The 26,511-nt window shown below is 52.7% G+C and carries 30 protein-coding genes; 21 read left to right on the top strand and 9 right to left on the bottom strand.

The features are described from left to right. The first annotated feature begins 39 nt into the window (after positions 1 to 39). The 5 genes from amrS to TCELL_RS00335 all read left to right on the top strand — a co-directional run bounded on the left by amrS (position 40) and on the right by TCELL_RS00335 (position 4,940). Complete coding sequence (amrS, locus tag TCELL_RS00355; RefSeq protein ID WP_048163467.1) at positions 40 to 1,080, top strand: AmmeMemoRadiSam system radical SAM enzyme; 1,041 nt, start codon at positions 40 to 42, stop codon at positions 1,078 to 1,080. A gap of 14 nt (positions 1,081 to 1,094) precedes the next feature. Beyond that, positions 1,095 to 1,874, top strand: coding sequence for an ATP/GTP-binding protein (locus tag TCELL_RS00350; RefSeq protein WP_014736744.1), 780 nt, complete (start codon positions 1,095 to 1,097; stop codon positions 1,872 to 1,874). Positions 1,875 to 1,935: 61 nt separating this feature from the next. Then, the gene (locus TCELL_RS00345; RefSeq protein ID WP_014736743.1) at positions 1,936 to 3,321 is read left to right on the top strand and encodes an acetate--CoA ligase family protein; all 1,386 of its coding nucleotides are present in this window, start codon (positions 1,936 to 1,938) and stop codon (positions 3,319 to 3,321) included. Beyond that, entirely contained in the window at positions 3,318 to 4,031 is a 714-nt protein-coding gene (locus TCELL_RS00340; RefSeq protein ID WP_014736742.1) for an acetate--CoA ligase family protein, read from the top strand. The genes TCELL_RS00345 and TCELL_RS00340 overlap by 4 nt, the downstream gene beginning before the upstream one ends. Beyond that, positions 4,032 to 4,940 carry a coiled-coil protein gene (locus TCELL_RS00335; protein WP_014736741.1) on the top strand — a complete coding sequence of 303 codons (909 nt, stop codon included), beginning with the start codon at positions 4,032 to 4,034 and terminating at the stop codon, positions 4,938 to 4,940. On the opposite strand, the gene uppS is transcribed toward TCELL_RS00335, so the two are convergent. Further along, a complete protein-coding gene (gene uppS / locus TCELL_RS00330; RefSeq protein ID WP_014736740.1) occupies positions 4,941 to 5,771 on the bottom strand; it encodes a polyprenyl diphosphate synthase in 831 nt (276 codons plus the stop codon). It abuts the gene before it with no gap. Between the two features lie 101 nt (positions 5,772 to 5,872). On the opposite strand from uppS, the gene TCELL_RS00325 reads away from it, so the two are divergent. From TCELL_RS00325 to TCELL_RS00305, 5 genes are all read left to right on the top strand, one after another. Further along, a complete protein-coding gene (locus TCELL_RS00325; protein ID WP_014736739.1) occupies positions 5,873 to 6,256 on the top strand; it encodes a 30S ribosomal protein S8e in 384 nt (127 codons plus the stop codon). Positions 6,257 to 6,272: 16 nt separating this feature from the next. After that, entirely contained in the window at positions 6,273 to 6,563 is a 291-nt protein-coding gene (locus TCELL_RS00320; protein WP_014736738.1) for a signal recognition particle subunit SRP19/SEC65 family protein, read from the top strand. Between the two features lie 271 nt (positions 6,564 to 6,834). Further along, positions 6,835 to 7,113 carry an H/ACA ribonucleoprotein complex subunit GAR1 gene (locus TCELL_RS00315; protein WP_048162778.1) on the top strand — a complete coding sequence of 93 codons (279 nt, stop codon included), beginning with the start codon at positions 6,835 to 6,837 and terminating at the stop codon, positions 7,111 to 7,113. Then, the gene (locus tag TCELL_RS00310; RefSeq protein ID WP_014736736.1) at positions 7,113 to 8,003 is read left to right on the top strand and encodes a transcription initiation factor IIB; all 891 of its coding nucleotides are present in this window, start codon (positions 7,113 to 7,115) and stop codon (positions 8,001 to 8,003) included. Before TCELL_RS00315 ends, TCELL_RS00310 begins: the two co-directional genes overlap by 1 nt. 99 nt (positions 8,004 to 8,102) lie before the next feature. Continuing rightward, complete coding sequence (locus TCELL_RS00305) at positions 8,103 to 8,525, top strand: MarR family transcriptional regulator (protein WP_014736735.1); 423 nt, start codon at positions 8,103 to 8,105, stop codon at positions 8,523 to 8,525. 5 nt (positions 8,526 to 8,530) lie between these two features. On the opposite strand, the gene TCELL_RS00300 is transcribed toward TCELL_RS00305, so the two are convergent. Genes TCELL_RS00300 through TCELL_RS00280 form a run of 5 tightly spaced genes read right to left on the bottom strand, consistent with a single transcriptional unit; the run spans position 8,531 to position 13,139 of the window. Then, positions 8,531 to 9,724: a N2,N2-dimethylguanosine tRNA methyltransferase gene (locus TCELL_RS00300; RefSeq protein ID WP_014736734.1), complete on the bottom strand. Its 1,194-nt coding sequence runs from the start codon at positions 9,722 to 9,724 to the stop codon at positions 8,531 to 8,533. Positions 9,725 to 9,728: 4 nt separating this feature from the next. Next, positions 9,729 to 10,280: a nucleoside-triphosphatase gene (locus tag TCELL_RS00295; RefSeq protein WP_014736733.1), complete on the bottom strand. Its 552-nt coding sequence runs from the start codon at positions 10,278 to 10,280 to the stop codon at positions 9,729 to 9,731. Positions 10,281 to 10,286: 6 nt separating this feature from the next. Then, a complete protein-coding gene (locus TCELL_RS00290) occupies positions 10,287 to 11,180 on the bottom strand; it encodes a transcriptional regulator (RefSeq protein WP_014736732.1) in 894 nt (297 codons plus the stop codon). Positions 11,181 to 11,219: 39 nt separating this feature from the next. Further along, positions 11,220 to 11,921, bottom strand: coding sequence for a fibrillarin-like rRNA/tRNA 2'-O-methyltransferase (locus TCELL_RS00285; protein WP_014736731.1), 702 nt, complete (start codon positions 11,919 to 11,921; stop codon positions 11,220 to 11,222). A gap of 6 nt (positions 11,922 to 11,927) precedes the next feature. Next, complete coding sequence (locus tag TCELL_RS00280; protein WP_014736730.1) at positions 11,928 to 13,139, bottom strand: rRNA biogenesis protein Nop56/Nop58; 1,212 nt, start codon at positions 13,137 to 13,139, stop codon at positions 11,928 to 11,930. 97 nt (positions 13,140 to 13,236) lie between these two features. On the opposite strand from TCELL_RS00280, the gene TCELL_RS00275 reads away from it, so the two are divergent. From TCELL_RS00275 to TCELL_RS00245, 7 genes are all read left to right on the top strand, one after another. Next, on the top strand, positions 13,237 to 13,395 hold the full coding sequence (locus TCELL_RS00275) for a 30S ribosomal protein S30e (protein WP_014736729.1): 159 nt from the start codon (positions 13,237 to 13,239) through the stop codon (positions 13,393 to 13,395). A gap of 92 nt (positions 13,396 to 13,487) precedes the next feature. Then, complete coding sequence (gene gatD, locus TCELL_RS00270) at positions 13,488 to 14,840, top strand: Glu-tRNA(Gln) amidotransferase subunit GatD (protein WP_014736728.1); 1,353 nt, start codon at positions 13,488 to 13,490, stop codon at positions 14,838 to 14,840. Next, on the top strand, positions 14,833 to 16,764 hold the full coding sequence (gatE, locus tag TCELL_RS00265; RefSeq protein WP_014736727.1) for a Glu-tRNA(Gln) amidotransferase subunit GatE: 1,932 nt from the start codon (positions 14,833 to 14,835) through the stop codon (positions 16,762 to 16,764). Before gatD ends, gatE begins: the two co-directional genes overlap by 8 nt. A 300-nt stretch (positions 16,765 to 17,064) precedes the next feature. Then, the gene (locus TCELL_RS00260) at positions 17,065 to 17,958 is read left to right on the top strand and encodes a hypothetical protein (RefSeq protein WP_014736726.1); all 894 of its coding nucleotides are present in this window, start codon (positions 17,065 to 17,067) and stop codon (positions 17,956 to 17,958) included. 9 nt (positions 17,959 to 17,967) lie between these two features. Next, a complete protein-coding gene (locus tag TCELL_RS00255; RefSeq protein ID WP_014736725.1) occupies positions 17,968 to 18,918 on the top strand; it encodes a metallophosphoesterase family protein in 951 nt (316 codons plus the stop codon). Positions 18,919 to 19,010: 92 nt separating this feature from the next. Then, the gene (locus TCELL_RS00250; protein WP_014736724.1) at positions 19,011 to 19,307 is read left to right on the top strand and encodes a hypothetical protein; all 297 of its coding nucleotides are present in this window, start codon (positions 19,011 to 19,013) and stop codon (positions 19,305 to 19,307) included. A 138-nt stretch (positions 19,308 to 19,445) separates the two neighbouring features. After that, the gene (locus TCELL_RS00245) at positions 19,446 to 20,126 is read left to right on the top strand and encodes a hypothetical protein (RefSeq protein WP_014736723.1); all 681 of its coding nucleotides are present in this window, start codon (positions 19,446 to 19,448) and stop codon (positions 20,124 to 20,126) included. Positions 20,127 to 20,133: 7 nt separating this feature from the next. Here TCELL_RS00245 and TCELL_RS00240 read toward each other — a convergent pair whose 3' ends face one another. Continuing rightward, positions 20,134 to 20,487 carry a thioredoxin family protein gene (locus TCELL_RS00240; RefSeq protein WP_014736722.1) on the bottom strand — a complete coding sequence of 118 codons (354 nt, stop codon included), beginning with the start codon at positions 20,485 to 20,487 and terminating at the stop codon, positions 20,134 to 20,136. A gap of 117 nt (positions 20,488 to 20,604) precedes the next feature. Between TCELL_RS00240 and thsA the strand changes: the two genes are divergently transcribed. The 4 genes from thsA (at position 20,605) to TCELL_RS00220 (ending at position 25,767) form a co-directional block, all read left to right on the top strand. Then, positions 20,605 to 22,260: a thermosome subunit alpha gene (gene thsA / locus TCELL_RS00235; protein ID WP_014736721.1), complete on the top strand. Its 1,656-nt coding sequence runs from the start codon at positions 20,605 to 20,607 to the stop codon at positions 22,258 to 22,260. A gap of 75 nt (positions 22,261 to 22,335) precedes the next feature. After that, on the top strand, positions 22,336 to 22,650 hold the full coding sequence (locus TCELL_RS00230; RefSeq protein WP_014736720.1) for a DNA-directed RNA polymerase subunit K: 315 nt from the start codon (positions 22,336 to 22,338) through the stop codon (positions 22,648 to 22,650). Beyond that, on the top strand, positions 22,607 to 23,662 hold the full coding sequence (locus TCELL_RS00225) for a site-2 protease family protein (protein WP_014736719.1): 1,056 nt from the start codon (positions 22,607 to 22,609) through the stop codon (positions 23,660 to 23,662). Before TCELL_RS00230 ends, TCELL_RS00225 begins: the two co-directional genes overlap by 44 nt. A gap of 56 nt (positions 23,663 to 23,718) precedes the next feature. After that, positions 23,719 to 25,767, top strand: a complete 2,049-nt coding sequence (locus TCELL_RS00220; protein ID WP_157864666.1) for a DNA topoisomerase I — start codon at positions 23,719 to 23,721, stop codon at positions 25,765 to 25,767. Here TCELL_RS00220 and TCELL_RS00215 read toward each other — a convergent pair. Both TCELL_RS00215 and TCELL_RS00210 read right to left on the bottom strand, forming a co-directional pair. Further along, the gene (locus TCELL_RS00215) at positions 25,753 to 26,220 is read right to left on the bottom strand and encodes a signal peptidase I (RefSeq protein ID WP_014736717.1); all 468 of its coding nucleotides are present in this window, start codon (positions 26,218 to 26,220) and stop codon (positions 25,753 to 25,755) included. The two genes, TCELL_RS00220 and TCELL_RS00215, sit on opposite strands and share 15 nt — an antisense overlap. After that, complete coding sequence (locus tag TCELL_RS00210; RefSeq protein ID WP_014736716.1) at positions 26,217 to 26,510, bottom strand: zinc ribbon domain-containing protein; 294 nt, start codon at positions 26,508 to 26,510, stop codon at positions 26,217 to 26,219. The genes TCELL_RS00215 and TCELL_RS00210 overlap by 4 nt, the downstream gene beginning before the upstream one ends. Between the last annotated feature and the right edge of the window lies 1 nt (position 26,511).

Genomic DNA, 26,511 nt, shown 5'->3' with positions numbered 1-26,511 from the left:
TGAGTGTATTTGCTCGAGAGACCTGGTGTAAGAGAGGCGATGTTTTACCAGCGACTCGAGGGAGGGCGTGTCAAGTGCAATCTTTGCCACAAGAGGTGCGTGATAGTACCGGGAGCGTACGGGGCTTGCGGTGTTAGATATAACAAGGACGGTGTTCTGTACACGCTAGTCTACGGTCTACTGACAGCCGCGAACCCCGACCCGATAGAGAAAAAGCCCCTTATGCATTTCAACCCTGGTGCCTGTGTTTTCTCGATATCGACCGTCGGTTGCAACTTCTATTGCAGGTTTTGTCAGAACTGGGTTTTGAGCCAGTCTAGGAGAGATAGGCTCTACGGAGAGCCGTTTGAACCCGAGGATGTTGTGGAGAGGGCTCTACAACTGGGTTGTCAGGGTATAAGCTACACGTACAACGAGCCAACGGTGTTCTACGAGTTCATGTACGATACTGCTAAACTGGCGAAGAAGCACGGGCTGTTCAACACGATGGTAACAAACGGGTATATGACTGAAGAGGCTGTTAGGGAGATCGGACCTTACATGGACGCCGCTACTGTGGACTTCAAGGCTGGGGGTAACGTTGAGTTCTACAGGAAGTTCATGGGGGTGTGGGACCCCACCCCCATATACTCCACAATCCTCGAGATGAAGAGGCAAGGCTGGTGGATCGAGATCACAAACCTGGTGGTGCCGGTCTACGGGGATCGAGAAGAGGACGTTGCGAGGTTGAGCAAGTGGATAGTGGAGAACCTTGGAGACGAGACGCCGTTCCACCTCTTGAGGTTCCACCCGGACTACCTCATGTCCGACGTGCCCCCTACGCCTGTTCAGACGCTGGAGAGACTAGCGAAACTGGCCAGAGAGCATGGCTTGAAGCACGTGTATATAGGCAACGTGTGGGGGCACCCCCTAGAGAACACTTACTGTCCTAGGTGTGGCACCCTGGTTGTCGAAAGAGAGGGGTTCTTCATCACCAAGTGGGGCTTGAGAGAAGACTTGACCTGCCCGAAGTGCGGGTACAAGCTGAACTTCAAAGGGAGGTACTGGGGTAGTACTGGTAGAAGGCTATTCTACATATAATGCAGGTGTAGCTCATGCCATACTACATCGTGGTGCTGGGTACAGCAGGCAGTGGCAAGACGACCTTGTCTGGGAGTTTACGCGAGTACCTGGAAGACCACAGCCTAGACGCGGCGATTGTGAACCTCGATCCAGCCGTAGAAAAACTACCTTATGACCCGGACGTAGACGTGAGAGACTACGTCGACGCGCGAGAGGTCATGGAGAAGTACGGGCTTGGGCCTAACGGGGCTCTCATAGCCTCGATGGATATGTTGGCTCTGAAAATAAACGACCTCAGAGAGGAGATCGAGGGGCTCCGCCCGAACTACTTCATCATAGACACCCCGGGTCAGATGGAGGTGTTCGCGTTCAGGGAGACGGGGCCGATTATACTCAACTCGATAATAGGTGAGAACAGGAGAGCCTCCCTCTTCCTGATAGACGGTCTCCAGGTCGTGAACCCAAACAACCTGTTGTCGTCGCTCCTCTTGTCGGCCTCTGTTCACGCTAGGTTGGCATACCCGCAGATCAACGTGGTGACGAAGACGGACTTGATACCCGGCGACGAGCTGGGTAAAATAGACGAGTACTTTGAAGACCCCTACAGTCTGGCCGAGGCACTAAACTCGCCGGGTTACCTCATATGGAGTAAAGACGAGATAGAGCTACTGCTCGAGAAGCTCATGCTCTTTGATGTAGTGAAAGTCTCGAACGTGTCGGGAGAGGGTCTCGACGAGCTATACGCGGCCCTACAGAGGGTACTGGCGGGCGGCGAGGACTACTACACAGAGGAGCCCAACCCCGTTCTCTGAGCGTGATTGGTAGACAAAACTTATTTTACCTCGCCTAAATTACGTGATAGTGGTGCTCTAGGTGCTCGAGTTCTTCTTTAACCCCTCGAGCGTAGCGGTCGTGGGGGCGACCCCGAAGGAGGGTAAGGTAGGCAGGGTAATACTGGAGAACTTCAAGAACAAGTTCAAGGGCGAGATATACCCGGTTAACCCGCACTACCAGGAGATCCTCGGGCTAAAGGCCTACGCGAGTGTACAGGAGATACCGGGGCGAGTGGACCTAGTAGTGATAGCCACCCCCGCTAGGACAGTCCCTGGGGTACTGGAAGACGCGGGCGTCAAAGGCGTGAAGGGCGCTATAATAATAAGCGGGGGGTTCAGGGAGACCGGTACTCAAGAGGGTGCTATGCTAGAGGACGAGGTAAAGCGGGTCGCAGCTAAACACGGTATTAGGGTGATAGGGCCCAACTGTATAGGGGTGCTAGACAACTGGAGCGGTGTTGACACCTTCTTCCTCCCAGAGGACAAAATGAAGAGACCGCCCAAGGGTTACGTGAGTGTGATAAGCCAGAGCGGCGCTTTCGCGTCGGCGTTACTCGACTGGATGGCGCACCACGGCTACGGCCTCTCGAAGGCCATAAGCTTCGGGAACAAGATCGACGTAGACGAGGTCGAGCTGCTGAACTACCTAGTGGAAGACCCCACCACGAACGTTATCTTCCTCTACTTAGAGGGCGTCAGAGAAGGGCGGGGTAGAGACTTCATCGACACCGCGAGAAAGGTTTCAAGGGTTAAGCCCGTCGTTGTCTACAAGGCGGGTAAGACCAAGAGGGGAGGTATCGCCGCAGCCAGCCACACGGCCGCCTTAGCCGGCGACTACACTCTTTACACAACGGTCTTCAAGCAGAGCAGGCTTCTAGAGGCTGTCAGCTTCGACGAGATTATGGACCTCGTCAAGGTCTTGTCCACTCAGCCATTGATGAAGGGTAGGAGGGTCTACATCGTGACCGACGCTGGGGGTGTAGGAGTGATGTTAACAGACGCCATCGAGCTCAACGGCCTCGAGGTACCAGAGACACCCGCCGATCTCAAGGAGAGACTGAGGAGTGTCCTCCCGCCTCACTGTATAGTCGAGAACCCGATAGACTTGACGGGTGACACAGACGACCAGAGGTTCATGACCGTGTTGAACGAGCTGCTGCCGAGAAACGACGTGGACGCAGTCGTCGTAGTGGCCCTACCCCAGGTTCCGGGCCTGAGAGGCGAGCTCTTCGAGTACCTTGTGACGGCCAAGAGGTACGGTAAACCTATGCTCGTAGTCCTAATAGGAGGAGGGCTCACGCTGGAGTACAAAAAGTTCCTCGAGGAGAACGGTATACCGGTGTTCGAGTCCCCCGAGAGACTTGCGAGGGCTTTGAGTGCTTTATATACTTACTCGCGAATTAGAATGCAAGGTGGCGTGTCTTGAACGCTGGCAGTATTATAGAGGCGGCGTTGAGAGAGGGGAGGTCCAAGCTACTCGAGCACGAAGCAATGAGGTTAATGGAGCTGTACGGTATCAAAGTCGCCGACTACGGCTTCGCGGAGACCGGCCGTAAGGCCAGGGAGGTCGCAGACAAAATAGGTTACCCGGTTGTTGTAAAGGTCGTCTCACCCGATATCAGCCACAAGACAGACGTCGGCGGTGTTGTACTAGGCTTGAAGAGTGGCGAGGAAGTCGAGCGTGCTTGCGAGGCTATAACGAAGAACGTCAAGGAGAGGCAACCCGGGGCTAGGCTGACGGGCTTCCTCGTACAAAAAATGATGCCGCCAGGCGTGGAGGTAATTATTGGCGCTACACGCGACCAGGTGTTCGGCCCCGTCATCATGTTCGGGCTCGGCGGTATATTCGTGGAAGTGTTAAAAGACGTCACCTTTAGAGTGGCTCCCGTGAGTTACCAGGAAGCTATCGAGATGCTAGGGGAGATCAAGGCGAGTAGAATACTCGAAGGGTACAGGTCGCAACCCCCTGTGGACAAGGAGGCTATCGCCGGCATGATCGTGTCGCTCTCTAAATTAATGGAGGATAATCCTTATATTATCTCGGTCGATTTAAATCCCATAATAGCCTATAGCCGTGGGGCGGTCGTCGTCGACGCTAGAGTCATAGTTAGCAGAGCTGGTGTGGTGAATCGTTGAGTGGCCGAGAACGGCTTTAACGAGGACCCGTCTCTTACGGCAATAGGAGACGAGATGTCCAAGACGAGGGCTTTGATTTCTCAGCTTAAAGAGCAGAGAGCCGGGTTAGTAGCAGAGCTGAAAACTCTAAGGACCCAGCGTAGAGGGCTGATCGAGAGCATCAAAAAGCTAAGAGAGGAGTACAAGGGCCTGAAGGAGAAGTACAAGAAGCTGGTGGAGGAGAGGCGAAGGCTGATCGGGGAGCTGAAGTCGAAGAAGGAGGAGTACTCTTCTCTTATAGAGCTAGCTAGGAGTAAGAAGATCGAGGTAGAGAACCTAAACAAGGAGGTCAGGATACCTATAAGCGCCATCGTCGACGAGATAAACAGGCTCGAGTGGAGTCTGCAGACGAGAGTTCTATCACTCGAGCAGGAGAACGAGATCATCAACAAGATAAAACGCTACGAGAGGCTGCTCGAGAAGGCTCGTAGGGCTGTAAACGAGAAGAACCAGTACCTGGAACTGAGAGCGTACATAACATCACTGCGTGTACAGATAAGCGACCTGAAGAACAACATAGGCGTGTTGACGGAGGAGGTTGGGAAAGCCAAAGAGAGCCTTACGAAGATGAGGCAGGAGCTGACCGAGAAGACGAAGGCTGTTAACGACCTAACGAACACGATAAACGAGAAGCAGAAGAGGCTGGACGAAATTAACGGCGAGATCGATAAGTACAGGTCTAGACTAGGGGAGTTAAGGGAGCTGTATAACAAGAAGCTAGAAGAGCTGAGGAGGACGAAGACCTCTAAGATAATCGAGGAAAAGAAGAAGCAGGTCGAAGAGAAGTTGAAGTCTGGTGTTAAGAAGCTCACGTTCGAGGATCTAAAGTTGCTCTACTCGAACCCCGACGAGTTAAGCGAGGAAGCGTGATCACCTCCCGAACCTTCTTTCGCGGGCCTGATAGCTCCTTATAGCTCTCCAGAAGTCTATTTTCCTGAATTCAGGCCAGTAAGCGTCGCAGAAGTAGAGCTCGCTGTAGGCGGACTGCCATAACAAGAAGTTACTTATCCTCACCTCCCCGCTTGTCCTTATGATCAAGTCAGGGTCTGGGATATCGCTCGTCATCAAGTATTTTGAGAAAGTCTCTTCGTTTATGTCGTCCAAGCCGACTTTTCCCTCCTCGTACTCTTTAATAATCTTCTTAACGGCCTCGACTATCTCATGTCTACCGCCATAACATACGGCGATCATCAACGTCCTGTCCTTGTACGAGCTACTCCTCTCCTCCAGCTTCTTGATCTCGTCGACGAGGTCCGGCGGGAGCATGTCTAAGTCCCCAATCACCCTGACTCGGATCCTCTTCTTATCGATCTCGCCCGACTCCAGTATTTCTCTAATTCCTCTCCTGAGCAGGGAGAGCAGGTGATAGAACTCCTCGCGGTTCCTGAACCTGCAGTTCTCGCTACTCATAGCGTAGATCGTTACGTACCTCACACCTAGCTCCCAGATCCAGTTCAAGACCTCTTTAATCCTCTCGTAGCCGGTCTCGTGCCCTGTCAAAGGGTCTAAACCGAACTTTTTGGCCCACCTACGGTTCCCGTCTGGGATTATGCCTATGTGCGTAGGAAACGGGCCGTCTTTGATCTGGAGCCACAGCCACCTCTCGTAGATGTCTTCAAGAACTCTCTTCTCGAAGAAGCTTAGTACCCTGAAAGCGAACCTCTCGAGCTTTCTCTGAGAAGAGGCGAGTAATCCGCGCATGCCTCTGCTTCCCTGGACTTTGCCAGATTTTATACATAGGTTTACAACTTAAAGAAGTTTATAAGGCGGCTTCAAACTCTAGAAAGAGGAAGGTGCTGTTAATGTCGTACTACCAAGGTAACGACTTCAAAAAGATAACGGGGGGTAAGAAAGGACGACGCAGGGACAAGAGGAAATACGAGTTAGGGGGCTCGCCCATCAATACGACCCTGGCGGGAGAGGAGGAGAGGAAAATCGTTAGGACGGTGGGCGGGAACACTAAGGTAAAGCTGAAGAGAGTAACCTATGTCAACGTCTACTTGCCAGAAGAGAAGCGTGTCAAGAGAGTCAAGATCCTAGACGTCGTGAACGTCCCGTCTAACCCCCAGTTAGCGAGGTCCAAGATAATCGTTAAAGGCGCGATCGTCAAGACGGAGGTAGGGTTGGTCAAAATCCTTTCGAGGCCAGGGCAAGACGGAGTTTTGAACGGGGTCTTAGTAAAGTAGAGTACACGGTGTCGTAGTGAGTAGGGAGTACGAGAAAAGAAAGGTCGTCATATACCCTCACTACATCGATTGTTCGAGTACTCGTAGCGAGGGTAGGAGAGTTCCAAAGTCGCTCTGCGTGCCGAACCCCACGTTAGAGGAGATCGAGAAAGCAGCCCGGCGCCTAGGGTTTGAGGTGGAGGTTGAGGCAGACAAGAAGTACCCTCGAATGTGGAGGAAGGCTGGTAGAGTCGTTGTAAACAAAGTTTTTAGCAAGACGAGGCTTCTCAAGCTCATATCCATGGAGTTGAAGAAGACTAGGGGCTAGGGGCTTTCAATACCCCAGTTCCTAGTACGCTCAATTCAGTCCACCGGAGGGAGTTCTATTTGAAACTCGGGTTGTAACCGCGTAAATCGTCTCTACCTCCCGACTAGGCTGTATTACGTGAGTATATCTCACCAATAGTGTATTACGTTCTTGTTTCAACACCTGTTTGAGAGAAGCAATAATACAAAAAACGGTAGTGTCGTAGGTATTATAGGGTCTCTGGTTAAATACTGTGTCAACAAGGTAATACCACAGGAGGTTAAGTCAGGGTTTGAGGCGCTTGGGTTTCGTAGAAGTCGTGGGTAAGAATGGGATCCTGGTGGTTAGACCATCCGTGAACGTCCGGGAGGATCTTATAGGTAGCCTCGTGTACGACTCCAATCTTCGGAGGCTTGGAAAAATAGTCGATATAATTGGGAGAGTTGACGACCCCAGGATTATCGTTAAACTGGAGTCTAGGGACTTGGCCTCTACAATACGCGACTACAACGTGTATTACGAGCCAGTTAAGAGAAAGGGGACTAGAAAGCAAGGGGGAGAGACACAGTGATGAAGATAGAGACGGCTGTCCTGAGATGCCCGGTATGCGGTAATCAAAACATAGTCTTCGACTACTCCGAGAACGCGTACGTTTGCCCTGTTTGCGGGACAGTCCTAGAGGAGAGACCAATCGACTACGGTATTGAGACTCTGATAAAGGACGAGACCACCCCTAGAGTAAGCGGCTCCTTCACTAACAGGGTTCACGACAGGGGTATCGGGGGGACAGAGATAGCCGGTAGGATTGTCAACCACGTGAAAGAGGGCAGGGGCTGGGTCGCGAGGCAGAAAGACGTCAGGGTCAGCAAGAGCGAGAGGATCGTTGAGAAGGCGCTCAAGCACCTCAACGACCTAGTCAAGCTGATAAAGCCGCCAACCGCAGTAGCCGAGACGGCGGGCGAAATTCTCAGGGAGGCGGTCGCAGGCAAGAACTTCAAGGAGAAGACGCTCAAGCGGCTGGCCGCAGCCTCGCTGTACCTGTCTTACAAGATCCACGGCTACCCAAGACCCTTCAAGCAGTTTGCTAGCGAGCTCGGGCTCGAACCGCAGGAGGTTTGGAATGCTATTAAGATGGTGAGCGAGTCTGTCAAGAACCTGAACAAGAAACTGGCGAGGAACGAGCCCCAAACGATCATCTCCTACATAGTGAAGAGCTCTGGCCTACCCCCGGAGGTCGAGTTCGTAGCCAATAAGATCGTGGCAGAAGTCACGAGCACGGGGCTAGTGAGCGGAAAGGGGCTTTCAAGCCTCGCAGCCTCAGCCGTTTACGTGGCCGCTATCCTGACGGGGAATAGGAGGACTCAACTAGACATCGCTAAAACAGTAGGGTTGACTGATGTAGCGATCAGGAATTCCTATAGCGAGATAGTCAGAAACCTGGACATAGTGATCACCATGTAGTTCTAACGGTTTCGTGTTTTTCTCATGTCAAATTATAAGCCTCTAATGATAGAATAAAATATTGGCTCAACAGCGACTTCAGCGACAGGTCGAATTTTCATGTCGAAGGACTCAGTAAGCGAGAGGATAATCGGGTTCTTGCTCTCAAACGAGGGCAAGGATGTTCTGCAAAGCGAGTTGTGGAAAGAGCTCGGGTTGACCAGTAAGGAGTTGTCAAAGGCTTTGAAGAAGCTCGAGGAGGAAGGAGTCATTAAGAGAGAGCCCGTTACATACAAGGGTAAGAGGACCTACAGAATTACACTCGTGGCGGACACTTTAGCTAGAGTACAGAAAACAGGTCTCCAGGCTGGGCGTCTTGGGAAACTAGTTGTGAGTAAATTAGTTGACGAGGTACTCGACATACCGTGTGTATCCTGCCCATTCATCAACAGGTGCTATGAAGGCGGGTTCTACGACCCGGTGAACTGCCAGTTCATAAACGAGTGGGTCTTGAGACACGGACAAACCAAAAGAACGCGTTAAGGTAGTCACGAGGAGCCGGCTCCACCAGTCTCTCGTATGGCGCTTGTCAGAACATCTAGAGGAGCATCGGTCTTCACACCCCTGTAGTCCAGGTGTGTTCTCGAGGCCCTAAAACCCATGCTTCTCAGCCTTTCAACAAGCGAATCCATGTTCGGCATGTTGGCTCCAATCTTCTTGCAGAGGAGATCCAGCCTTATGTATGGGACGTTCACATCTACCTCGCTCTTCAATAAGTTGACGTACTTCAGCACGTCCCTATTCTTGAGATAAGGCGTCTTCTCGAGGTTCTCGGCTACTCGGTCAACGAACTCCTTGCTACCCAGCGGGCACACCCATAGGGGGCCAATCACTATGGGCCTCTTCCCCCCTTTGCAAGACACATCCGGCTCGCCAGTCTTTGAGAGTCCTCTTTCGAGGGTATCCCTGCAGTACCATATGTACCCTTTACACCTAGAAATCTCCTCGTAGGGGTTCCTACGCTCGACCAGATAGAAGACGCGGAAGTAGTGGGCCTTACTGAGGTACAGTAGGGGTGTGATAGCGTAGTTGAGGGCTGACGCCCTCAGGGCTGTAACGTAAGTCAAAACTCTAATCCCAAGTTCGTTCGCGAAGTCGACACTGTGACACTCCAACCAGTACCTCTTGAGAGTCTTCTCCTTGTTCACGCAATTCAAAGGCCCCCTATCCGTGGCTGTGACGCCTAGTAGTGCCTTCTTCCCCAACGGCTTTAGAGCGCTCTCGAAGAAGGGTATTGGCGAGCCGTAAGGGTCTACATCGGCGTAGTCGACGACTACACCTGTGAAGGTCAAAAGGTTGGCCAGGGCGTTAGCCTCCATATTGAACGCTGTTAGCCTGTCGTCTAGCTTGTTGAACTTGATGTTCTCGGTTATGTAGTCGTATGCCCGAGGGTCTACGTCGTTTAATATCCCTACGCCTCCCGCCTCGAGCGACAGCCTGATCCCTCTCACACCTGTACCCGAGAGAAGGTCGAGGAAGAAGAACTCCCTACTACTAAAGTACGTCCTCGCAACGAGTACGGTTACATCCCTAGAGAACTTAGCTGACGGGTTGTAAAATACGGGCATCCAGGAAGGCTCTACTACCCCGTCCTCTCTTATGTACTCCGAGATGTCTGGCACGTATACTTTTGCTAGGCCCTCTTCTACTACAATGGTTTTGCTTAACAGCCTGCTAGTCATGACCTTACGGTCTCTTCCCCCTGATTTTCTCTAAGACGACTCCAGGTAATACTCGGTTTAGCTCGTCCCTATTCTCGAGAGTGAGCGTCACCCTCTCGGACTTGTCAATTAACCTCAGTATGTCGGGGTCGGAGAGCCTGTAATGAACCACGAGGATTGTCGGCTTTCCCAGTTTGAGAGCACTTATGAGCAGGGGTTTAAAGCTCGGGAGCTTTAGCTCCATGGGGCCTACCTCGTCCACGCATATGACGTCACTGTTTACCACAGCATCTTTGTTTAGGGCCATCTCGACGACCTTGTTTGCTTCTTCGACGAATACGCCATAGGAGCCGACCCGTACAGGAGACGGGCTATCTCTCCTGGCAAGCCAAGCCCACGACCTCGTCTTCAAGTCGAGGATCTTGAACCCCACTCTCAGACCCGTGGAATCTCTCTCTTCGAAGGTTACGAATCCCGCGACGGCTAGTCCACTACTCCTCAACGCCTCTACGATCTTGTTGAAAAGTGTGGACTTCCCTACTCCGGGTCTACCTGTTATCACGAGGGTGTATCTCATCCTCGGCTACTCACCGAATATCTCTCTCAAAGCCTCCCCGATCCTTTCAATCCTCCTCTCGTCGTGTATGAACAGCGGCGTAGACCTTGTAATGCTAGTCAGCTTCACGGCGTTATCCGCCTTGAGCTCGACTTCACTTCTGCTGAACCCGGTCAACCTCACAATCGAGACCGTCTTTTCGTCCTTGACGATAGCAGCGTCTACAGGTGTCGTTGTGAAGGAGAAGAACTTGGCATCCCTGACGTTCACGAGACTGAGTAACTCGTTTAGGAGCGGGCTCTCAGCACGGCTCTCGTACTGGTCGAACATGCTCTCGTTTAGCAGGTCTATCTCCTCGAACACCTCCTCGCCCAATAGATCGGCTATCTTGATAGCCGTCTGGACAGATGTCATCGAACGCCTGGTCTCGTACTGGTACACCGCCTCCCTAGATATGTTGAGCCTGTTAGCGACTTCGCTCCTCGAAAGGCCCAGCTCCAGCCTCCTCTTCGCAAACCCTTTACTGCTTATTCTGACCAGGTAGTTCCCCCTCACATTGAGCACTATGGGCTTACTGCTTTTCAGCAGGTAGTCCCGGAGGAGGTTTTTGTTGACGACGTAGATGTCGTTTCTAACGTAGACGACGTCGTCTTCCATCTCGGTCTTCCAGTACTTCTCCGACACTATTAGAACCGACGCTCTGTATGTTGCGGAGAGCTTCTTCAGGTCCTCTATCTCCCTCTTGCTCACTCTCGCAGAGTCGTAAACCACTTTCAGAATTACCTTCTTGTCTCCAGACCTACCAACAACGTCTACACTACGGCCCTCCTCGGGGTAGTCTATCTCCTCTACAATAAAGCCGGCGCGGCCGAGAGTTCCAACCGTTTCCTCGGTGAGCTCCTCTAGTACTCTGCTTTTCATCACCTACACCGGGCTAAAGCCCGACGGGACACTTAACTTTTACCTCTTGAACCTCGCGTAGACCATGGCGTGGTCTTTGTCGTAGGGCTCTAAGTGGACTACGTCCACTATCTCGAAACCCCTGTTCTTCAGCGTCTCGATCTCTCTCCTGTAGACCTCGCTGGGCTCTTTCGTCACGTCGATGCTCCTTGCTTTAATGGCTAGTAGCAGATACCCGTTGTGCTTCAGGAAGTAATCCGCGTTGTCCGCTACAACGGATGCTTGCTCTGGCTGGGCGATGTCAGCGTATACTCCGTCGACTAGCTCCACCACGTGCCTATACAGCTGTGGCTTCCTGGCGTCGGCGAGTATCGGGTAGAGGTTTTTCCTCACGTCTGCGAGTGCAACGAACTCTCTCATGACCCTGGGCGCGAACTCCACACCGTAGATCCTGCCTTTCAGTCCTATTATGTCAGAGATGTGGCTGGCGGTAGTGCCTGTAGCGACTCCGAGGTACAGGATCGAGTCGCTTTCCCTAATCGGCTGCTCGCTCAAACCATTTGCGAGGGCGCCAGCTAGCTTGCTCCTGTACATGTTCCACTCCCTGTACTCGACGTTCTCGTACCTGAAGAGCCTCTCGCCGTAGACCCTGTGGCCTGGGACGAGGTTCTTAGTAGCCAGCCTCATGCTCCCGTCTTCGAGCTCGACCACGTAGACTCCGTAGTACTTCTCGTGGGGTTTAATAGCGACCACTTCGCTCAACTCCCTTCACCTCCTCTTCTCTCTACCCTTCTTGCTCGGTTTAACCTCTTCCGGCTTCTTAGCAGGCGGCTTCGCGTACAGCTTTTTAACCTCCTCAATCCTTTCCTGGAGCTCTTTAACCAGCTTGTCCCCTACAAACCTGCCAGTGTAGAAGTCTATCTTGGCCGCAATAGCGAGCTTTGCTGCGAGTGCTCTGGCGATCTTGCCTCTCTGCCACCTCGGGCTCTTGTGTATGGCAGGGTATTGGAATATCACGCCGTGCTTCGGCGGTTTACCGCCGGTTCTAAGAGCCCTGAACAGGGCTTTCTCGGCCCCGAGCACCTGTATTGTGCTGGCGGGTAGCTTAGCCAAGTTCTCGAGGCTACCTGCCAGGCTGAGAAGTCTCGCGCCCAGCTTACTCCCCACGATAGCGGTGACGTTGGGTGAAACCTCTTTCATTACTGCGTCGATATATCCCTCGAGAGTCTCTCTGAGCTCGTAGAGGTCTAGTATAATTCCTGCGAGGGTCTTAATGTACTCAATGTCGAAATCGCTCAGGTCCGCGCCAATGCTCTTTCTCGAAGCTTCGGATATTTTCGTGGACAGCTCCTCGCTAAAGCCAAGCCTCTTTAGCTTCTCGTAGCTGATGTTCTCCCTGTCCCCAAGCTCGTAGACTATCCTGGCGTAGTCGTGGTGGTCTTTGACGAGCTCGTCTAGCTCGGGGAAGTGTATGCTATACCACTCCCTCAGCCTGGACACGTACAGGTTTATGGTCTTGTCGATGTCGTCTATAGCCCTTATAGCTTGGATCGCGAGCAGGTCTCTTTTCTGGGCTTCTTTCCTGAGCTTCCTACGGGACAGCTCTAGCGATATCTCGTGCAACTTCGTGTAGAACTCGTCCTTGGAACTACATAAACCCAGCTCTACGGCCAAGTCTTGTAGTCTCTCCCTAAACCTGCTTATCACACTAGCTCTCACGTCGACTCTCGGAGTTAAGCCGAGAGAGCTGGCGATCTTCCCGTCCTCTATAGTCTCGACGACTACCTCGTTGAACCCCATAGACTTCGCCTTCTCGAGCACCTCTCTCGCTTGCTGTGTAACCTTGCCCTCCTCGAGGTCTATGAGGTAGTCTATTATCTCGTTGGTCTTGAAAGGCGCCAGGCTCTCTGCTAGCCTTTTCCCCTCCTCGTCGAGCAAAAACGCCCCTAGCACGTTCTGCGTAAAGTAAACTGCGGCCATTCTTTCACCTGGCCTTCTAATTCTACTTTAAGAACACTCTTATTTAAATATCCCCAAAACAAATAGTTCTAGTAGCGTAAAACAACGGTGGTCACGTATGCCAAGCCACGGCTCACTTACAAAGGCGGGCAAGGTCAGAAGCCAAACACCCAAGATCCCACCCAAGGGTAGGAAGAACAAGCCGCCGAGAGTCAGGAACAGGGTGGAGTACGCAAGGAGAGTCTTAGCTCCAGCTTCTAAGCCTACTGTAATGTAAGGTTTTTCCTAGAGCTAGGAACCCTGGACTTGTTAGACAACAGTTATTTACTCTATGAAACTCTATTGTTTTTCTGGCTAGGGAGCTAGGAAATGGTACTTGTCTACCACGGGTACACGGGTAGACTAGCCGCGTTGTTGTCGGGCATAGGGGTCGAGCCAGGTGACAGGGTCAGAGTAGTGAAGGACGGCGAGGTATTCGAAGGAGTATTAATGCCGAGGTACACCGTTAGAGCGAGCGAGGATATACTGGTCATAAAGCTAGAAAACGGCTATAACATAGGAATTAAAGTCGACGAGAGGACACAGGTATCCCTGGCCTCCAAGAAGTCCAGGCTAGAGAGAGTAGCAGAGCCGGAGGAGGCCGTGGAGAGCAAGGCTAAGATCGTACTGTTGAGTACAGGGGGTACGATAGCCTCTAAGATAGACTACGAGACGGGCGCGGTCGTCCCGGCGCTTTCGACTAGGGAGATCACGGAGTGGGCCCCCGACCTGACTGACATAGCCGTGTTCGAGGCAAGAGAGGTCATGAGGGTGTTCAGCGAGGACATAACTCCAAGCGACTGGGAGAGGCTTGCGAACGAAGTTTACAGAGAAATGAAGCGAGGCGTGAACGGGGCTGTCATAGCTCACGGCACCGACATGATGTCCTACTCCGCCGCAGCGTTGGCCTTCGCTATAAGGGACAAGCCCGTCCCCATAGTGTTCGTTGGTTCTCAGAGGAGTAGTGACAGGCCAAGCAGCGACTCCATACTGAACCTTAAGGGAGCCTTTATAACCGCATCAAGAGCACCAATAGCGGAGTCCCTTATCGCAATGCACGCCTCTACTTCTGACGACCTGATAGCCGTCCACAGAGGGGTTAAGGTGAGGAAGATGCACACGAGCAGGAGGGACGCTTTTCAGTCTATTAACGACAAGCCTATATTCCTAGTGAACCCCTACACCTCGGAGGTCAAACAGGTCGGGAAGATTTTAAAGACTAGGGATCCTACGAGAACGCCCTCTCTGGAGGCGAGGTTCGATGACAAGGTAGCCTTGGTTAAGGCCTACCCCGGGGTACAGAACGAGATAATCGACATGCTCGTCGACAAGGGTTTCCACGGCATAGTCATCGAGGGGAGCGGGCTAGGACACATATCGAACAGGCTCTTAGACTCGATTAAGAGGGCTGTCGAGAGTGGAGTCCCCGTTGTAATGACAAGTCAGTGCCTCTTCGGCAGGGTAAACTTGAACGTCTACTCCACGGGGCGCAGGCTCCTAGAAGCCGGGGTTATACCAGCAGAGGACATGTTGCCGGAGGTAGCCTACGTAAAGCTTTCGTGGGTTCTAGCCAGCAAGACGAGGGACATCGCGGAGGTCAGGAAGTGGATGTTGACCAATCTAGAGGGGGAGATAAACTACAGGCACACGCTAGACCTGTACCCGAGGTGGTTGTATGAGTAGAGCGGTTCAAGGCCTCGACTACGAGAAGCTCGGTCTAAGGGTTGGACTGGAGATTCACGTCCAGTTGGACACGCGGGAGAAGCTGTTTTGCAGTTGTCCCACCAAGCTAGTGGAGGAGGACTCGGTAGACGTCTTCTACAGGGAGTTGAGGCCTAGCAGAAGCGAGATGGGCGAGGTCGACCAGGCAGCCGTCCTCGAGTGGAAGAAGGGCAGGAGGTTCAAGTACGATTCCCCCCGCTCAGCCTCTTGCCTTGTTGAGGCCGACGAAGAACCCCCTCACCAGATGAACAGAGAGGCCCTCGAGGTAGCTCTAGCTGTAGCATTATCGCTTAACATGAGGATCGTAGACGAAGTCTACGTCATGAGGAAAATAGTGATAGACGGTAGCAACGTCAGCGGATTCCAGAGGACCAGTTTGATCGCAATGAATGGCTGGCTCGAAGACGAAGATGGGAGGGTGCGCATCCAGACCCTTTGCCTAGAGGAGGACGCGGCTAGGAAAATGGGCGAGTCGGAGTATGAGGTTGAATACAAGCTTGACAGGCTAGGTATCCCGCTGGTCGAAATAGCAACAGCGCCAGATATTCACAGCCCAGAGCAGGCTCGGAGAGTCGCGTTCAAGATAGGTCAGCTAGTCAGGTTGACGGGTAGAGCTAAGCGTGGTTTGGGCTCGATCAGGCAGGACGTGAACATAAGTATCACCGGTGGGGGTAAGGTCGAGATCAAGGGTATTCAACACCTTTACATGATTCCCAGGGTGATAGAGTACGAGACGTTGAGGCAGTTAAGGCTCCTGGAGATAAGAGAGGAGCTACGTAGGAGGGGGGTTGTCAAAGAGAGTCTCAGAGCAGTATTCGTAGACTTGACCGACCTGTTCAGGAATACTCAGTCGAAGCTGATAAAGAGGCTCCTAACCGAGAAGAACGCCGTGGTCTACGGGCTCAAGCTCGCTGAATTCAAGGGTCTACTCGGCCTCGAGTTACAGCCCGGTAGAAGATTCGGTACAGAGCTAGCCGACTATGCGAGGGTGTGGGCGGGGGTCGGCGGCTTGATCCACAGCGACGAGCTACCGGGGTATGGAATAACAGTGGAAGAAGTCAACGAGGTCTACAGGAGATTGGGTGCTAACCCCGAGAGAGACGCATTCGTACTAGTGGTCGACGAGAGAAGCAAGGCGTTGAGGGCTCTCGAGATAGTCCTAGAAAGGGTTAAAGTAGCCCTCGACGGTGTCCCCGAGGAGACTCGGGCTGCGAACCCAGATGGCACAACTAGGTACATGAGACCTAGGCCTGGAGGGGCGAGAATGTACCCTGAAACAGACATCCCGCCTATACTGATAACGGGCGATCTGATCGAGTCGGCGAAGCGTCTTGTCCCCGAGCCGTTTGAAGCAAAGCTAGAGAGGTTTGTTCGCGATCACGGGTTGAGTAGAGAGCTCGCCACTAGCGTCATAAACGACATAAGGCTCGACCTTTACGAGAGGCTTGTAGAGAAGTGGAGGGGGAAGGTACCGCCGGTCTTGATCGCCTCGACGATAGCGAACACGTTGAGGATGCTCGAGAACGAGGGAGTCCGCGTCGAGAACATAGAGGACGAGCATATAGAGAAAGTAATAGACCTCGTAGCCGCGGGTAAGTTGGTAAAAGACGCCATACCGGACGTGCTAAGAGAGGTCTCTAAAGAACCCGAACGGGACGTCGAGGAGGTCGTGAGAGAACTAGGCTTGAGCAGGATTTCCGAGAGCGACGTACTCGACCTGGTAGACAAAATCGTGAAAGAGAACTTGGAAAAATTGAAGTCGAGGCGCGATAAAGCCTTCAATATAGTTATGAGCGAGGCGATGAAGGTTCTTAGGGGTAGAGTCGAGGGCTCCCTTGTAGCGGATATCGTTAAAAGGAGGCTCAGGGAATTAGACATAATGTGAGAACTGCTAGCGATGAGGAGTACTCCCGTCTATGATAGGTCAATGATTTGAAGGCATTTGGCCGAGCGCTCCACATGTGATGAGGTCCATCGAACGATCGGTGAAGACACACGAGCGTGCTGACAGGGCTGTGAAGAACCTTGGCCGCTGTTGACCGTGGATGATCTGAATGGTAGCCACTGAGCCCACGTACACTAGTTCCCATAACCCGCGGAGAGGCTGTGTACTAGCCGCTTCAAGACTTGCTCGAGAACAGGGCCTGCGTACACGTGTTGGTCACCAGCCTTCTAGGGTGATTCCATGGCAGGGCCAGGCGACGTAGTCGGCATCTTGAGAGAAGTGTCATTCGCGTCGCTGAGGTATCGCTCTCTGAAAGAGATGAGTGCCGAGATCAACGTTCCGTACGAGAAGCTGACGAGGATCGTTAGGCGGGGTCTTAAACTCGGTTTACTGAGAGAGTACTACCACGTAGCGTTGCATAGAATAGGGTTCCTGGATTTCGCAGTAATAAGCGTCTCGCAGAAAATCCCTCCCAAGTTTTGTTTAGGAGGCGTAAAACCCGACATCGCTTACTACTCTTTCACCTCGAGGCCTACTATCTTGGTCTATGGTAGGGGTCTAGTAGAGAGGCTGGAGAGCGGTGTGAGGTACGTTTGTAAGCCAGTGATAAACGGCAGAGTTAGAGACGTACTTGTCCCGGTAGAGGACGGTGAAAAAATAGAGCTACTGAGGCTCGACGAGGTCGCGGAAGAAGAGCCGGCGCCCGAGCTAGACAAGGTAGACGAAGTAACGCTCCTAACGCTCTTCAGACACTACAACCCGCCTTTATCACCGCTCACCATGGCCAAGCTGTACGACTTTGTCGGGATAGGAGTCACCTTCTCCAGTTTCCTCAACCACTACTACAGGCATGTGGATGGAAAGCTCGCAAAGAAAAGGCTGGTCTTCAGGCAGGGAGGAAGCTACGCTATCATGGTCTCTTCGGCACCGAATCTCTCCACCTTGCGAGAACTGCTAAACGAGTTAGCCAAGATAAACGTGGTTACAGGCGTGGATCAGGTGAACGTTATCGAGGAATCCCCGCTCATATCGGTGTCTCACGTCTGGGTCAGCCCCCAACACTTATACGCTGCCGATATCGGTCATGACGTTTTTAATTTCACCAGTTATGAGATCTACTTGATAAGAGCGTAGGGGCTGAGTTTGGTTTTAAAGTCGTACAGGGACGTTAAGCTCTCATACAGCGAGTTCGCAGAGACCCTCAGACGGGTAGCCAGTAAACTAGACTACACGGGGAGCGGTGTGAGGTACAGGATCCCCGGAGTCGTAGAAATAGACGAGAACTCCTTCAACGAGCTCTACGTGCTCGGAGACGTACATGGAGACTACTCGAGCGTCAAGCTGGTTTTCGAGACCAGCGGTATTCTGGAGAAACTCGGTACCGGGGTTAAACTGGTCTTCCTCGGGGACTACGTCGATAGAGGGTCTTACCAGATAGAAACACTCGCGTTATTGCTCGAGTTGAAAGACAAGTACCCGGACGACGTTATCCTGTTGCGAGGTAACCATGAACCTCCGAGGTGGCTGCTACCCTACCCTCACGACCTACCTTACAGGGTCTCACAGTACTTCGGGCCCGAGAAGTCGGACGAAGCCGTCCGCCTCCTGTACAAGTTCTTCGATAAGTTACCGGTAGTAGCCGTCCTGCCAGGCGAGGCTGTGCTATTACATGGCGGACCCCCGTACAGGGCGCTCTACGCGAGCACTCTCGAGGAGGCCTTCTCCGTAGGAGACCCAATGTTAGACGACCTGGACTTGGAGACAGTGCTCTGGAGTGACCCGGTAGACGAGGAGACGTATCTAGTGGAGTCTGTGAGAGGGGCTGGCTTCTTCTACGGACAGAAGTTTACCGATAAGTTCCTTAAGATAGCTGGAGTCAAGCTCATAATTCGAGGGCATGAGGCTGTAGAGGGTTACAAGGTCAACCACGAGAGGAGAGTTATAACGGTCTTCAGCGCGCCTACCCCATACCACTTGGGGACCACCGGTTTGCTGAGGATCGTCAAAACAAGTGTCGGGTTTAAGTACGAGCTGATGAGGCTTGGTGTGATATCTAGGAGGGTGATCGACAAACTAGAGTTCGAGTCCTATTAACGGAGTTTAATTTATAAGGAATGCTACCTTATATCGTGTTATGAAGCAGGGGCGCAATTGAAGTGGTCGGACAATCGGTTCTTGACACTTTGATGGACATGACCGATGAGCTCCTAGGCGACATGATCGAGGAGATCATCGAGGAGTACTACGAGGACAAGGTGGACATAGAGTCCGAGTACGAGGACATACTGAACTTCATTGTGAAGAGGCTCGCTCGTAAAGCCGGTAAAAAGAACAGGACAGAAAAATACCTGAAAATACTGGAGAAGCTTAGGAAGAGGTCTTCAGTAGCCAAGCTGATACTCAGCTACCTGATCTCCGAGTACATAGAGGAGAGAGACTCCGGGGCCCTCGAGAGCCGGTCTTCAAGTAGGGAGTACTCGTAGGGGGTACTCATTCCTCGTAGAACTCGTAAAAAGGAGTCTGCAGAGGAAGAGGAGGGAAAAAAGAAAAAGACCGAAACCAAGACCAGGCGTAAGGCTACCAGGAAGAAGACTTTCGAAGCGAGCGATCTGCTGGATAAGATGTACGGGTACGTTAACGATGCATTAGGGCTATCTCAACTAGGCCTAGACGAGGAAGTCTCCAAGAAGATCGTGTTAGAAGTGCTCGACTTCGTTACACAGGGTCTCTCCTCTAAACCAGACGTGGACACGGTTCTCAGGAGGATCAAGAGGTTTAAGCCCCAGGTCGACGAGCTCGTTTCGGCAAAGATGCTTGAGCTGATAAAGAGACCTACACGCGAGCAGCTCGAGTACATCGTCTACAGTGGGGGCAGGGCGGCCGTCGCCGAGGTCAGCAGGCTATACAAGTTGGCTAAAGAGTATGGGAGGGAGGACCTGATCGCCACCCTCCAGTACCTTTGGACTAAGTATGGGATCAGGTCACCAGTACAGTGCCCTAAGTGCGGTTTTAACTCTGTAATGCCGGACTATTCCTGTCTTGTCTGCGGGGCTGTCGTAACAGAGAAGTACGTTAGAGACGCCCTTGACTTCACTAATAAACTCAATAGCTTCGTTAAGACGGCGAGCGTAGGCGAGCTCAGGTTAGCTGTCGAGCGTGGATACGTGCTAGTCGGGGAGGACGGGGTCTACCACCCCTTGTACAGGCCCTCCAAGCCCTCTGTTCTCTTCCAGGTATACTTAAAGTCGGACGAGGTCGCGCTGATCGTGGAGGAGATCGAGGGTAGAAGCCAACCTATATAGGAGACCTCTAGATCCTGAAACGCAGGTCGATCTTCTCGAACACGGCTCTAATCCCGCGCCTCAAAACCATCAAGTCGAGCTTGAGGTCTCCGAAACACCCTTTCTGTTCGAAGATGACGCTCTTCTTGTAAAACACTCTCACTGCCGGCACGCTTCCTATGCCGTCGGCGAGCTCCTCGTGCTGTTTAACGTTCACACGGCAGAAAAGCAACCTAGGGTCGGCTACTCTCCCCAACTCCTTTATTACCTCTGAGAAGAACCTGCTCTCCTCTACGTCGGGGTCGTAGTACTCGACAATCACAGGCTCTTCAATGGATAGCGCCCGCTCGAGCTCCTCTCTGGTCGTCAGCTCGACGCTCAACGCTTAATCCCTTGGTTTCTACTCTCCTTCGCCACCTTTATTAACTCGCTGAGAAAGGTTTATATAGAAGTAATATCATCACTTCTATGCGAACTGGTTCCCAGGTGGTAGTCTAGTATGGCAATGTATGGTATTCCAGTCTTAATACTGAAGGAGGGCTCGCAGAGGACTGTTGGAAGGGAGGCATTGAGAGCAAACATCATGGCTGCTAGGGCTCTAGCCGAGGTCCTGAAGACTAGCCTGGGCCCGAGAGGACTAGACAAAATGCTCGTGGACAGCTTTGGCGACGTCACCGTCACTAACGACGGCGCGACAATAGTGAAGGAAATGGAGGTTCAGCACCCAGCGGCTAAGCTTTTGGTAGAGGTCGCGAAAGCGCAGGACGCCGAGGTTGGTGACGGGACGACATCGGCGGTCGTCTTGGCAGGCGCACTCCTTAGGAAGGCCGAGGAGTTGCTAGACCAGAACATCCACCCCACAATTATAATTGAGGGATACACCAAGGCCCTCAAGGAGGCCCTCAGAATACTAGACGAGATCGCCCTCAAGGTAGACCCCTCTGATAGAGAGACGCTCAAGAAGGTGGTCACCACCACTATAGCAAGCAAGTACATTGGTGGGCCACTAGTAAGCGAGAAGCTGACGAACATGGCGATAGACGCGGCCTTGACCGTCGCAGAGAAGAAGCCCGACGGGATATACGAGTTCAGGGTCGACGACGTCAAGATAGAGAAGAAGAAGGGCGGGAATGTCCTCGACACCCAGCTGGTGTACGGTATCGTCCTCGACAAGGAGGTCGTACACCCTGGTATGCCTAGGAGAGTGGAGAACGCGAAGATAGCCCTTCTAGACGCAGCTCTCGAGGTGGAGAAGCCCGAGATCACCGCCAAGATAAACATCACTAGCCCCGAGCTCATGAACGCTTTCATCGAGGAGGAGGCCAGGATACTGAGAGACATGGTGGAGAAGATCGCGTCTACCGGTGCTAACGTTGTTATTACTCAGAAGGGTATTGACGAGGTTGCCCAGCACTTCCTTGCTAAGAAGGGTATACTAGCAGTCAGGAGGGTGAAGAGGAGCGACCTCGAGAAGCTCGAGAGAGCTACGGGCGGTAAGATCGTCAGTAGCGTGAGGGACCTGAAGCCCGAAGACCTAGGCTACGCCGCGCTAGTAGAGGAGAGGAGAGTGGGCAACGACAAGATGGTGTTCGTAGAGGGCTGCAAGAACCCGAAGGCGGTCACTATACTGGTAAGAGGAGCCAGCGACATGGTGCTCGACGAGATAGAGAGGAGCTTGAAGGACGCCCTCAACGTCCTGAGGAACGTGTTGAGGGTGCCTAAGATAGTCCCAGGCGGCGGAGCCACAGAGATAGCTGTCGCTCTAAAGCTGAGGGACTACGCCGCCAAGATCGGGGGCAAGGAGCAACTAGCTATAGAGGCTTTTGCCTCGGCCCTCGAGGAGATACCTTTGATACTAGCAGAGACTGCCGGCCTAGACCCGCTGGAGACCCTAATGAAACTGAGACAATACCACAGCGAGGGCAAAGTTAACGCTGGGATTGACGTCATAAATGGCGTCGTGAGAGAGGACATGAGCTCCATCAGCGTCGTTGAGCCGCTACTCGTGAAGAACTCGATGATCAAGACGGCTGCCGAAGCCGCGGTGACAATCCTGAAGATAGACGACATAATTGCCGCCAGCCCGTTGAAGAAAGAAGAGAAGAAGGAGAAGAAAGAAGAGGAAGAGACCTCGCCTGGTAAGACCAGCTTTTAAGGGAAACATTTTTTAACCAAATAACCAATCCCAGTTCTCTATGCTGAGTGCTTATTGGAAATACGGTGTTTCTACATGTCTACGTCTGAGACGGAGAAGCTCTACTACAGTAAGCTCACGCGGTTTGAAGTGGCACGCGTTGTAGGGGCTAGAGCGCTCCAGCTAGCCTACGGCGCCCCTCCTCTTTTCGACATTTCATCTTTCCCCATAAAAGACCCTGTCGCGATTGCCATAGCTGAGTTAATAAGAGGACTGTTGCCAATGTCTATTAAGAGGAGGGGCATTGATGGAAGCACAGAGCTCGTACCAGTCAACAAGCTTATTACAGACGACATTAAGCGATATCTTGAATCTATTCTCGACAGCTGGAGTCAGAGTAGAAGGCTATAGCACGTACTACTCGCCCGGTCTAGGCGAAGTAGCAGACGTAATCCTTGTAGAACCCTTGAGCGAAGAGCTCTTTAACAGGGTATACCGTGAACTGGTAAAGAAAGGCTACATGGCAGTCCAGTTGAAGTCCGAGAAGCCGGTTTTCAGGATTATACCGTTCAGCAGGAAGCGGTCTAGGTGGAAAATCCCTCTCTTGCTCGCTACCGTAGTCACAGTCTTCGCTACAGGTCTCGGTCTATCGGCGTCCTTCTACACCGTCACGGCTGACGTTGTCGCTTGGAGTATTGCCTACACCATCATATTCATAGTCGCCCTGGCTGTTCACGAGTTCGGCCACATTCTAGCGAGCAGGAGGAGCGGTGTGCTGATCGAGGGGCCGTTCTTCATTCCGGCTCCCCCGATACAACTAGGCTTCATAGGCACTTTTGGGGCCGTCATAAACATGAAGACTATACCACCCGATAAGAAAAGCCTGTCCCAAATAGGGATCTCAGGCCCCCTCTTCGGGTTTTTAGCAGGCCTAGTCATAGCACCATTTGGAATCCTCTTATCGCAACCCTTAACCGTTCAACAAGCACAGTCAATGGTCGAGGCAGGCTTGGCCTCCCCGCTCGCAGGGGTCCCGCTGGTCTTCCAGGTACTCGAGTACTTCATGGTCCCCCAGGGCTACACTATACTCGTCCACCCGCTCGCGTTCATAAGCTACATCGTCTTCTTGGTGACGTTCCTGAACCTCATCCCAATAGGGCAATTAGACGGCGGATACGTTCTCAGGAGCTACTTGTCGCCCTCTCTATACGACCTTGTCGGTTGGGCTAGCATCGCGTTATTGATGACGCTTGGAATCTTCTACGGGATATACCTGTGGATAGGGATCATCGCCCTACTGTTCAAGCTCCTCTTCGGCAGGTACCAGCACCCCGGCTCGGCTAACCAGTATAGCGAGTCTCACAACTTCATCTACCTAGCGCTCTACCTGGTCTTACTCGCTTTAACAGCCCCTATCCCATAAAATAACCATGTACTGATGCGATCAGGAGCCCCCCGACGACCCGAACGGTGGACTATGTGACGTCGTTCGTAGACCTGTGGTCGCTGAGAGGCAGGGTAGTCATCATAGCCGAGAAGCCTAAAGCGGCCAGCAAGATCGCGTCGGCCGTCCTGCCTAGCTACCGTAAGATAACAGTTCAGGGGGTCCCCCTATACGTGTACAAGGGCAACGGTCTCGAGGTGACGGTCGCAAGCGCGGCGGGGCACATCTTCAACCTATCAACGAAGCTCTCCGGCTACCCTGTTTTCTCATACGAGTGGGCACCTTCATTCGAGGTAGACAGGAGGTCTCTCCACATAAAGAAGTTCTACCAGGCGCTCATAGAGGCTTGTAGGGGTAGGGACTACTACATCAATGCGTGTGACTACGACATCGAGGGCTCGGTCATAGGCTTCCTCATAATAAAGTTCCTGGGGGACCCAAAGAAGGCTCTCAGAGCGAAGTTCTCGTCCTTGACACCCGCGGAGCTAAGAGAGTCGTTTAAGAGGCTGACTAGGCTGGACTACGAGATGATAGAGGCGGGTCTAGCAAGGCACGAACTTGACTGGCTGTGGGGGGTGAACATAAGCAGGGCTCTGATGTCAGCTGTCGAGAGAGCTGTGGGCAAAAGGGTGATACTTAGTGCTGGAAGAGTACAGACACCAACACTAGCATACGTCGCCCAGCAGTTGACCGAGAGAAACCTCCATATACCGTACCCAATCTTCTCGCTCAGCCTAGTAGTCGAGAAAGACAGCGCGAGAGTCGGTGCTTCGAGGGAGAAGGGAGTATTCGAGACCCAGAGTGAAGCCCTCCGGGTAGCCTCTATAATAAAAGAAAAGAAATACGTCCAAGTCGAGGACTACGTAGAGGAAAAGGTCTCGGTACCTCCCCCGTTCCCGTTTAACTTAGGCGACCTACAGGGGGAGGCGTACAGGATATACGGTTTCAGCCCGTACAAAACACAGGAGATCGCCGAGAGGCTGTACTTAGAGGCGTTGATAAGTTATCCCCGTACAAACAGCCAGAAACTCCCGCCTACACTGAACTACGGGATGATACTAAACCAACTGGCCGAGAACCCTGCTTACAGGTACCTAGTAGCCCAGCTCTTATCCGAGACAGGCGGTCGCCTGAAACCGAGAGAGGGCCCTAAAGAAGACCCGGCACACCCTGCAATATACCCGACAGGTGTCAAGCCCCCGCACAACCTACCTCCAGACATGCTCAAAGTTTACGACCTGGTTGTCAGGAGGTTCCTGGCGGTTTTCAGCCGCCCCTACGAGATTGTGAGGCAGCGGGTCGTTTTCTCCGCCGGCGTCCCGGGCGAGACGTTCTATAGCGAGGGACAGTACCTCGTCAGGAAAGGGTGGCTATTGTACTACTACTTCCACACACCCAGGGAGACGAGGATCCCCTCATTCAGGAAAGGGGAGTTGGTGAGAGTTGTCGAAGTCGACTTGAAGAAAATGTCGAGTAAGCCCCCCAATAGGCCTACAAAGATGAGCATTCTCAAGTGGATGGAGTCTGTTGAGATAGGGACCGAGTCTACAAGGGCTAGAATTATCGAGACGCTATTTTACAGGGGTTACTTAAAGATGAGCTCCAGGGGGGTCGAGATAACAGACTTGGGCCTCGGGGTGATCGAAGTCATAGGGGAGTTCTTCCCCGAGCTGACTAAAGTAGAGCTGACAAGGGAGTTCGAGAAGTCCCTTGAGGACATAAGAGTAGGTAAGACTTCTCGCAGCCTTGTGGTCGAGAAGGCCAAACAGACGCTGTCTTCGCTGATCGAGAAATTCGAGCCGAGGAAAAGCGGTGTCGGAAAGGAGCTGGCAATAAGGCTCGGCATGATCGCCCCGGCCAGCAAGTGCGTAATATGCGGTAGGCAGGCGTTGTCCGGCAACATGTGTAGATACCACTTCGAGGCGTATAGGAGGTTAAAGGAAGGCTACCAAGAGTGGTCGAGGAGAGAGGGCGTCTCCTTCCGCGACTACTTGAAGCGGGTGGCGGAGTCTAGGTCTACCGGTAAGTGGGTTAAGGAGGTAGCCGAGGCCGTCCTTAAAGGGAGTGTCCTAGTACTTGACTAGCTCGTGGTACCATATCGCGAGGTAACCCAAGTACGGGATCTTAAACGTGTGCCCTTCCACTGAGAGGACCACCCCGACGATCCTGCTGTAGGACACTCCTACAGGGACCCCGTCGACGACGTCGAAGTATATGTAGTCTGGTATAGGATTGTTATCGCCCTGTGTAACGTAGTAGTACTCCCCGTTCTTTACTCTGACATCTATCACCCTGTGTATAATCAGCTTGTTGTAAACCCTGTAGATGACGACGTCGCCGACCCTGATGTCTTTGGGCGGTGGGCGGTAGGCGAATACGAGGTCACCTTCTCTCATAAGAGGGTACATGCTCGAGCCTTCTACAACGGCTACCGTAGTCTGCGAGTTGTTCATCAAGTACAGGAGTAGTTGTGTGAAGACGGCGACTACCAGTACAAGTGTCAGGGCTTTAAGAACAGCTCGGGCTAGACCTCTCAAGGCCCTTCCTCGCGGAGGATTTCGTCTATGTCGAGCACTATCTCTTTGGGTTTCCTCTCCTCTTTCTCCTCGAACCTCTTACCGCCCTCGATCTCGACACTACTCCCACCGACCTTCAGCTTGCTGATCGTTGCCCTCCACCTGTGCCCACACCTATTACACTTGACCATGCCCATGACGGTTATCGTTATCCTACCAGCGCTGTCCGGTAACGGTGATACCAGTTGCCACGTCTTCTCGACCACGACGTCAGTGCTCCCGCACCTGGGGCATGTCAACTGCTTACTCATA

The organism is Thermogladius calderae 1633 (assembly GCF_000264495.1).
Classification (GTDB): domain Archaea; phylum Thermoproteota; class Thermoprotei_A; order Sulfolobales; family Desulfurococcaceae; genus Thermogladius; species Thermogladius calderae.
Note: the sequence above shows the minus strand (reverse complement) of the source record. Positions and strands in the feature narration are given on the sequence as shown.

Excerpts from the sequence above, each read along its gene's own strand:
- TCELL_RS00245 (WP_014736723.1), top strand. The coding sequence starts at position 19,446 with ATGTACGGGTACGTTAACGATGCATTAGGGCTATCTCAACTAGGCCTA.
- TCELL_RS00295 (WP_014736733.1), bottom strand. The coding sequence starts at position 10,280 with ATGAGATACACCCTCGTGATAACAGGTAGACCCGGAGTAGGGAAGTCC.
- TCELL_RS00280 (WP_014736730.1), bottom strand. The coding sequence starts at position 13,139 with ATGGCCGCAGTTTACTTTACGCAGAACGTGCTAGGGGCGTTTTTGCTC.
- TCELL_RS00305 (WP_014736735.1), top strand. The coding sequence starts at position 8,103 with ATGTCGAAGGACTCAGTAAGCGAGAGGATAATCGGGTTCTTGCTCTCA.
- uppS (WP_014736740.1), bottom strand. The coding sequence starts at position 5,771 with ATGCGCGGATTACTCGCCTCTTCTCAGAGAAAGCTCGAGAGGTTCGCT.
- gatE (WP_014736727.1), top strand. The coding sequence starts at position 14,833 with ATGAGTAGAGCGGTTCAAGGCCTCGACTACGAGAAGCTCGGTCTAAGG.
- TCELL_RS00325 (WP_014736739.1), top strand. The coding sequence starts at position 5,873 with ATGTCGTACTACCAAGGTAACGACTTCAAAAAGATAACGGGGGGTAAG.
- TCELL_RS00230 (WP_014736720.1), top strand. The coding sequence starts at position 22,336 with ATGTCTACGTCTGAGACGGAGAAGCTCTACTACAGTAAGCTCACGCGG.
- TCELL_RS00275 (WP_014736729.1), top strand. The coding sequence starts at position 13,237 with ATGCCAAGCCACGGCTCACTTACAAAGGCGGGCAAGGTCAGAAGCCAA.
- TCELL_RS00310 (WP_014736736.1), top strand. The coding sequence starts at position 7,113 with ATGAAGATAGAGACGGCTGTCCTGAGATGCCCGGTATGCGGTAATCAA.
- TCELL_RS00250 (WP_014736724.1), top strand. The coding sequence starts at position 19,011 with ATGGACATGACCGATGAGCTCCTAGGCGACATGATCGAGGAGATCATC.
- thsA (WP_014736721.1), top strand. The coding sequence starts at position 20,605 with ATGGCAATGTATGGTATTCCAGTCTTAATACTGAAGGAGGGCTCGCAG.
- TCELL_RS00350 (WP_014736744.1), top strand. The coding sequence starts at position 1,095 with ATGCCATACTACATCGTGGTGCTGGGTACAGCAGGCAGTGGCAAGACG.
- TCELL_RS00260 (WP_014736726.1), top strand. The coding sequence starts at position 17,065 with ATGGCAGGGCCAGGCGACGTAGTCGGCATCTTGAGAGAAGTGTCATTC.
- amrS (WP_048163467.1), top strand. The coding sequence starts at position 40 with ATGTTTTACCAGCGACTCGAGGGAGGGCGTGTCAAGTGCAATCTTTGC.
- TCELL_RS00290 (WP_014736732.1), bottom strand. The coding sequence starts at position 11,180 with ATGAAAAGCAGAGTACTAGAGGAGCTCACCGAGGAAACGGTTGGAACT.
- TCELL_RS00300 (WP_014736734.1), bottom strand. The coding sequence starts at position 9,724 with ATGACTAGCAGGCTGTTAAGCAAAACCATTGTAGTAGAAGAGGGCCTA.
- gatD (WP_014736728.1), top strand. The coding sequence starts at position 13,488 with ATGGTACTTGTCTACCACGGGTACACGGGTAGACTAGCCGCGTTGTTG.
- TCELL_RS00210 (WP_014736716.1), bottom strand. The coding sequence starts at position 26,510 with ATGAGTAAGCAGTTGACATGCCCCAGGTGCGGGAGCACTGACGTCGTG.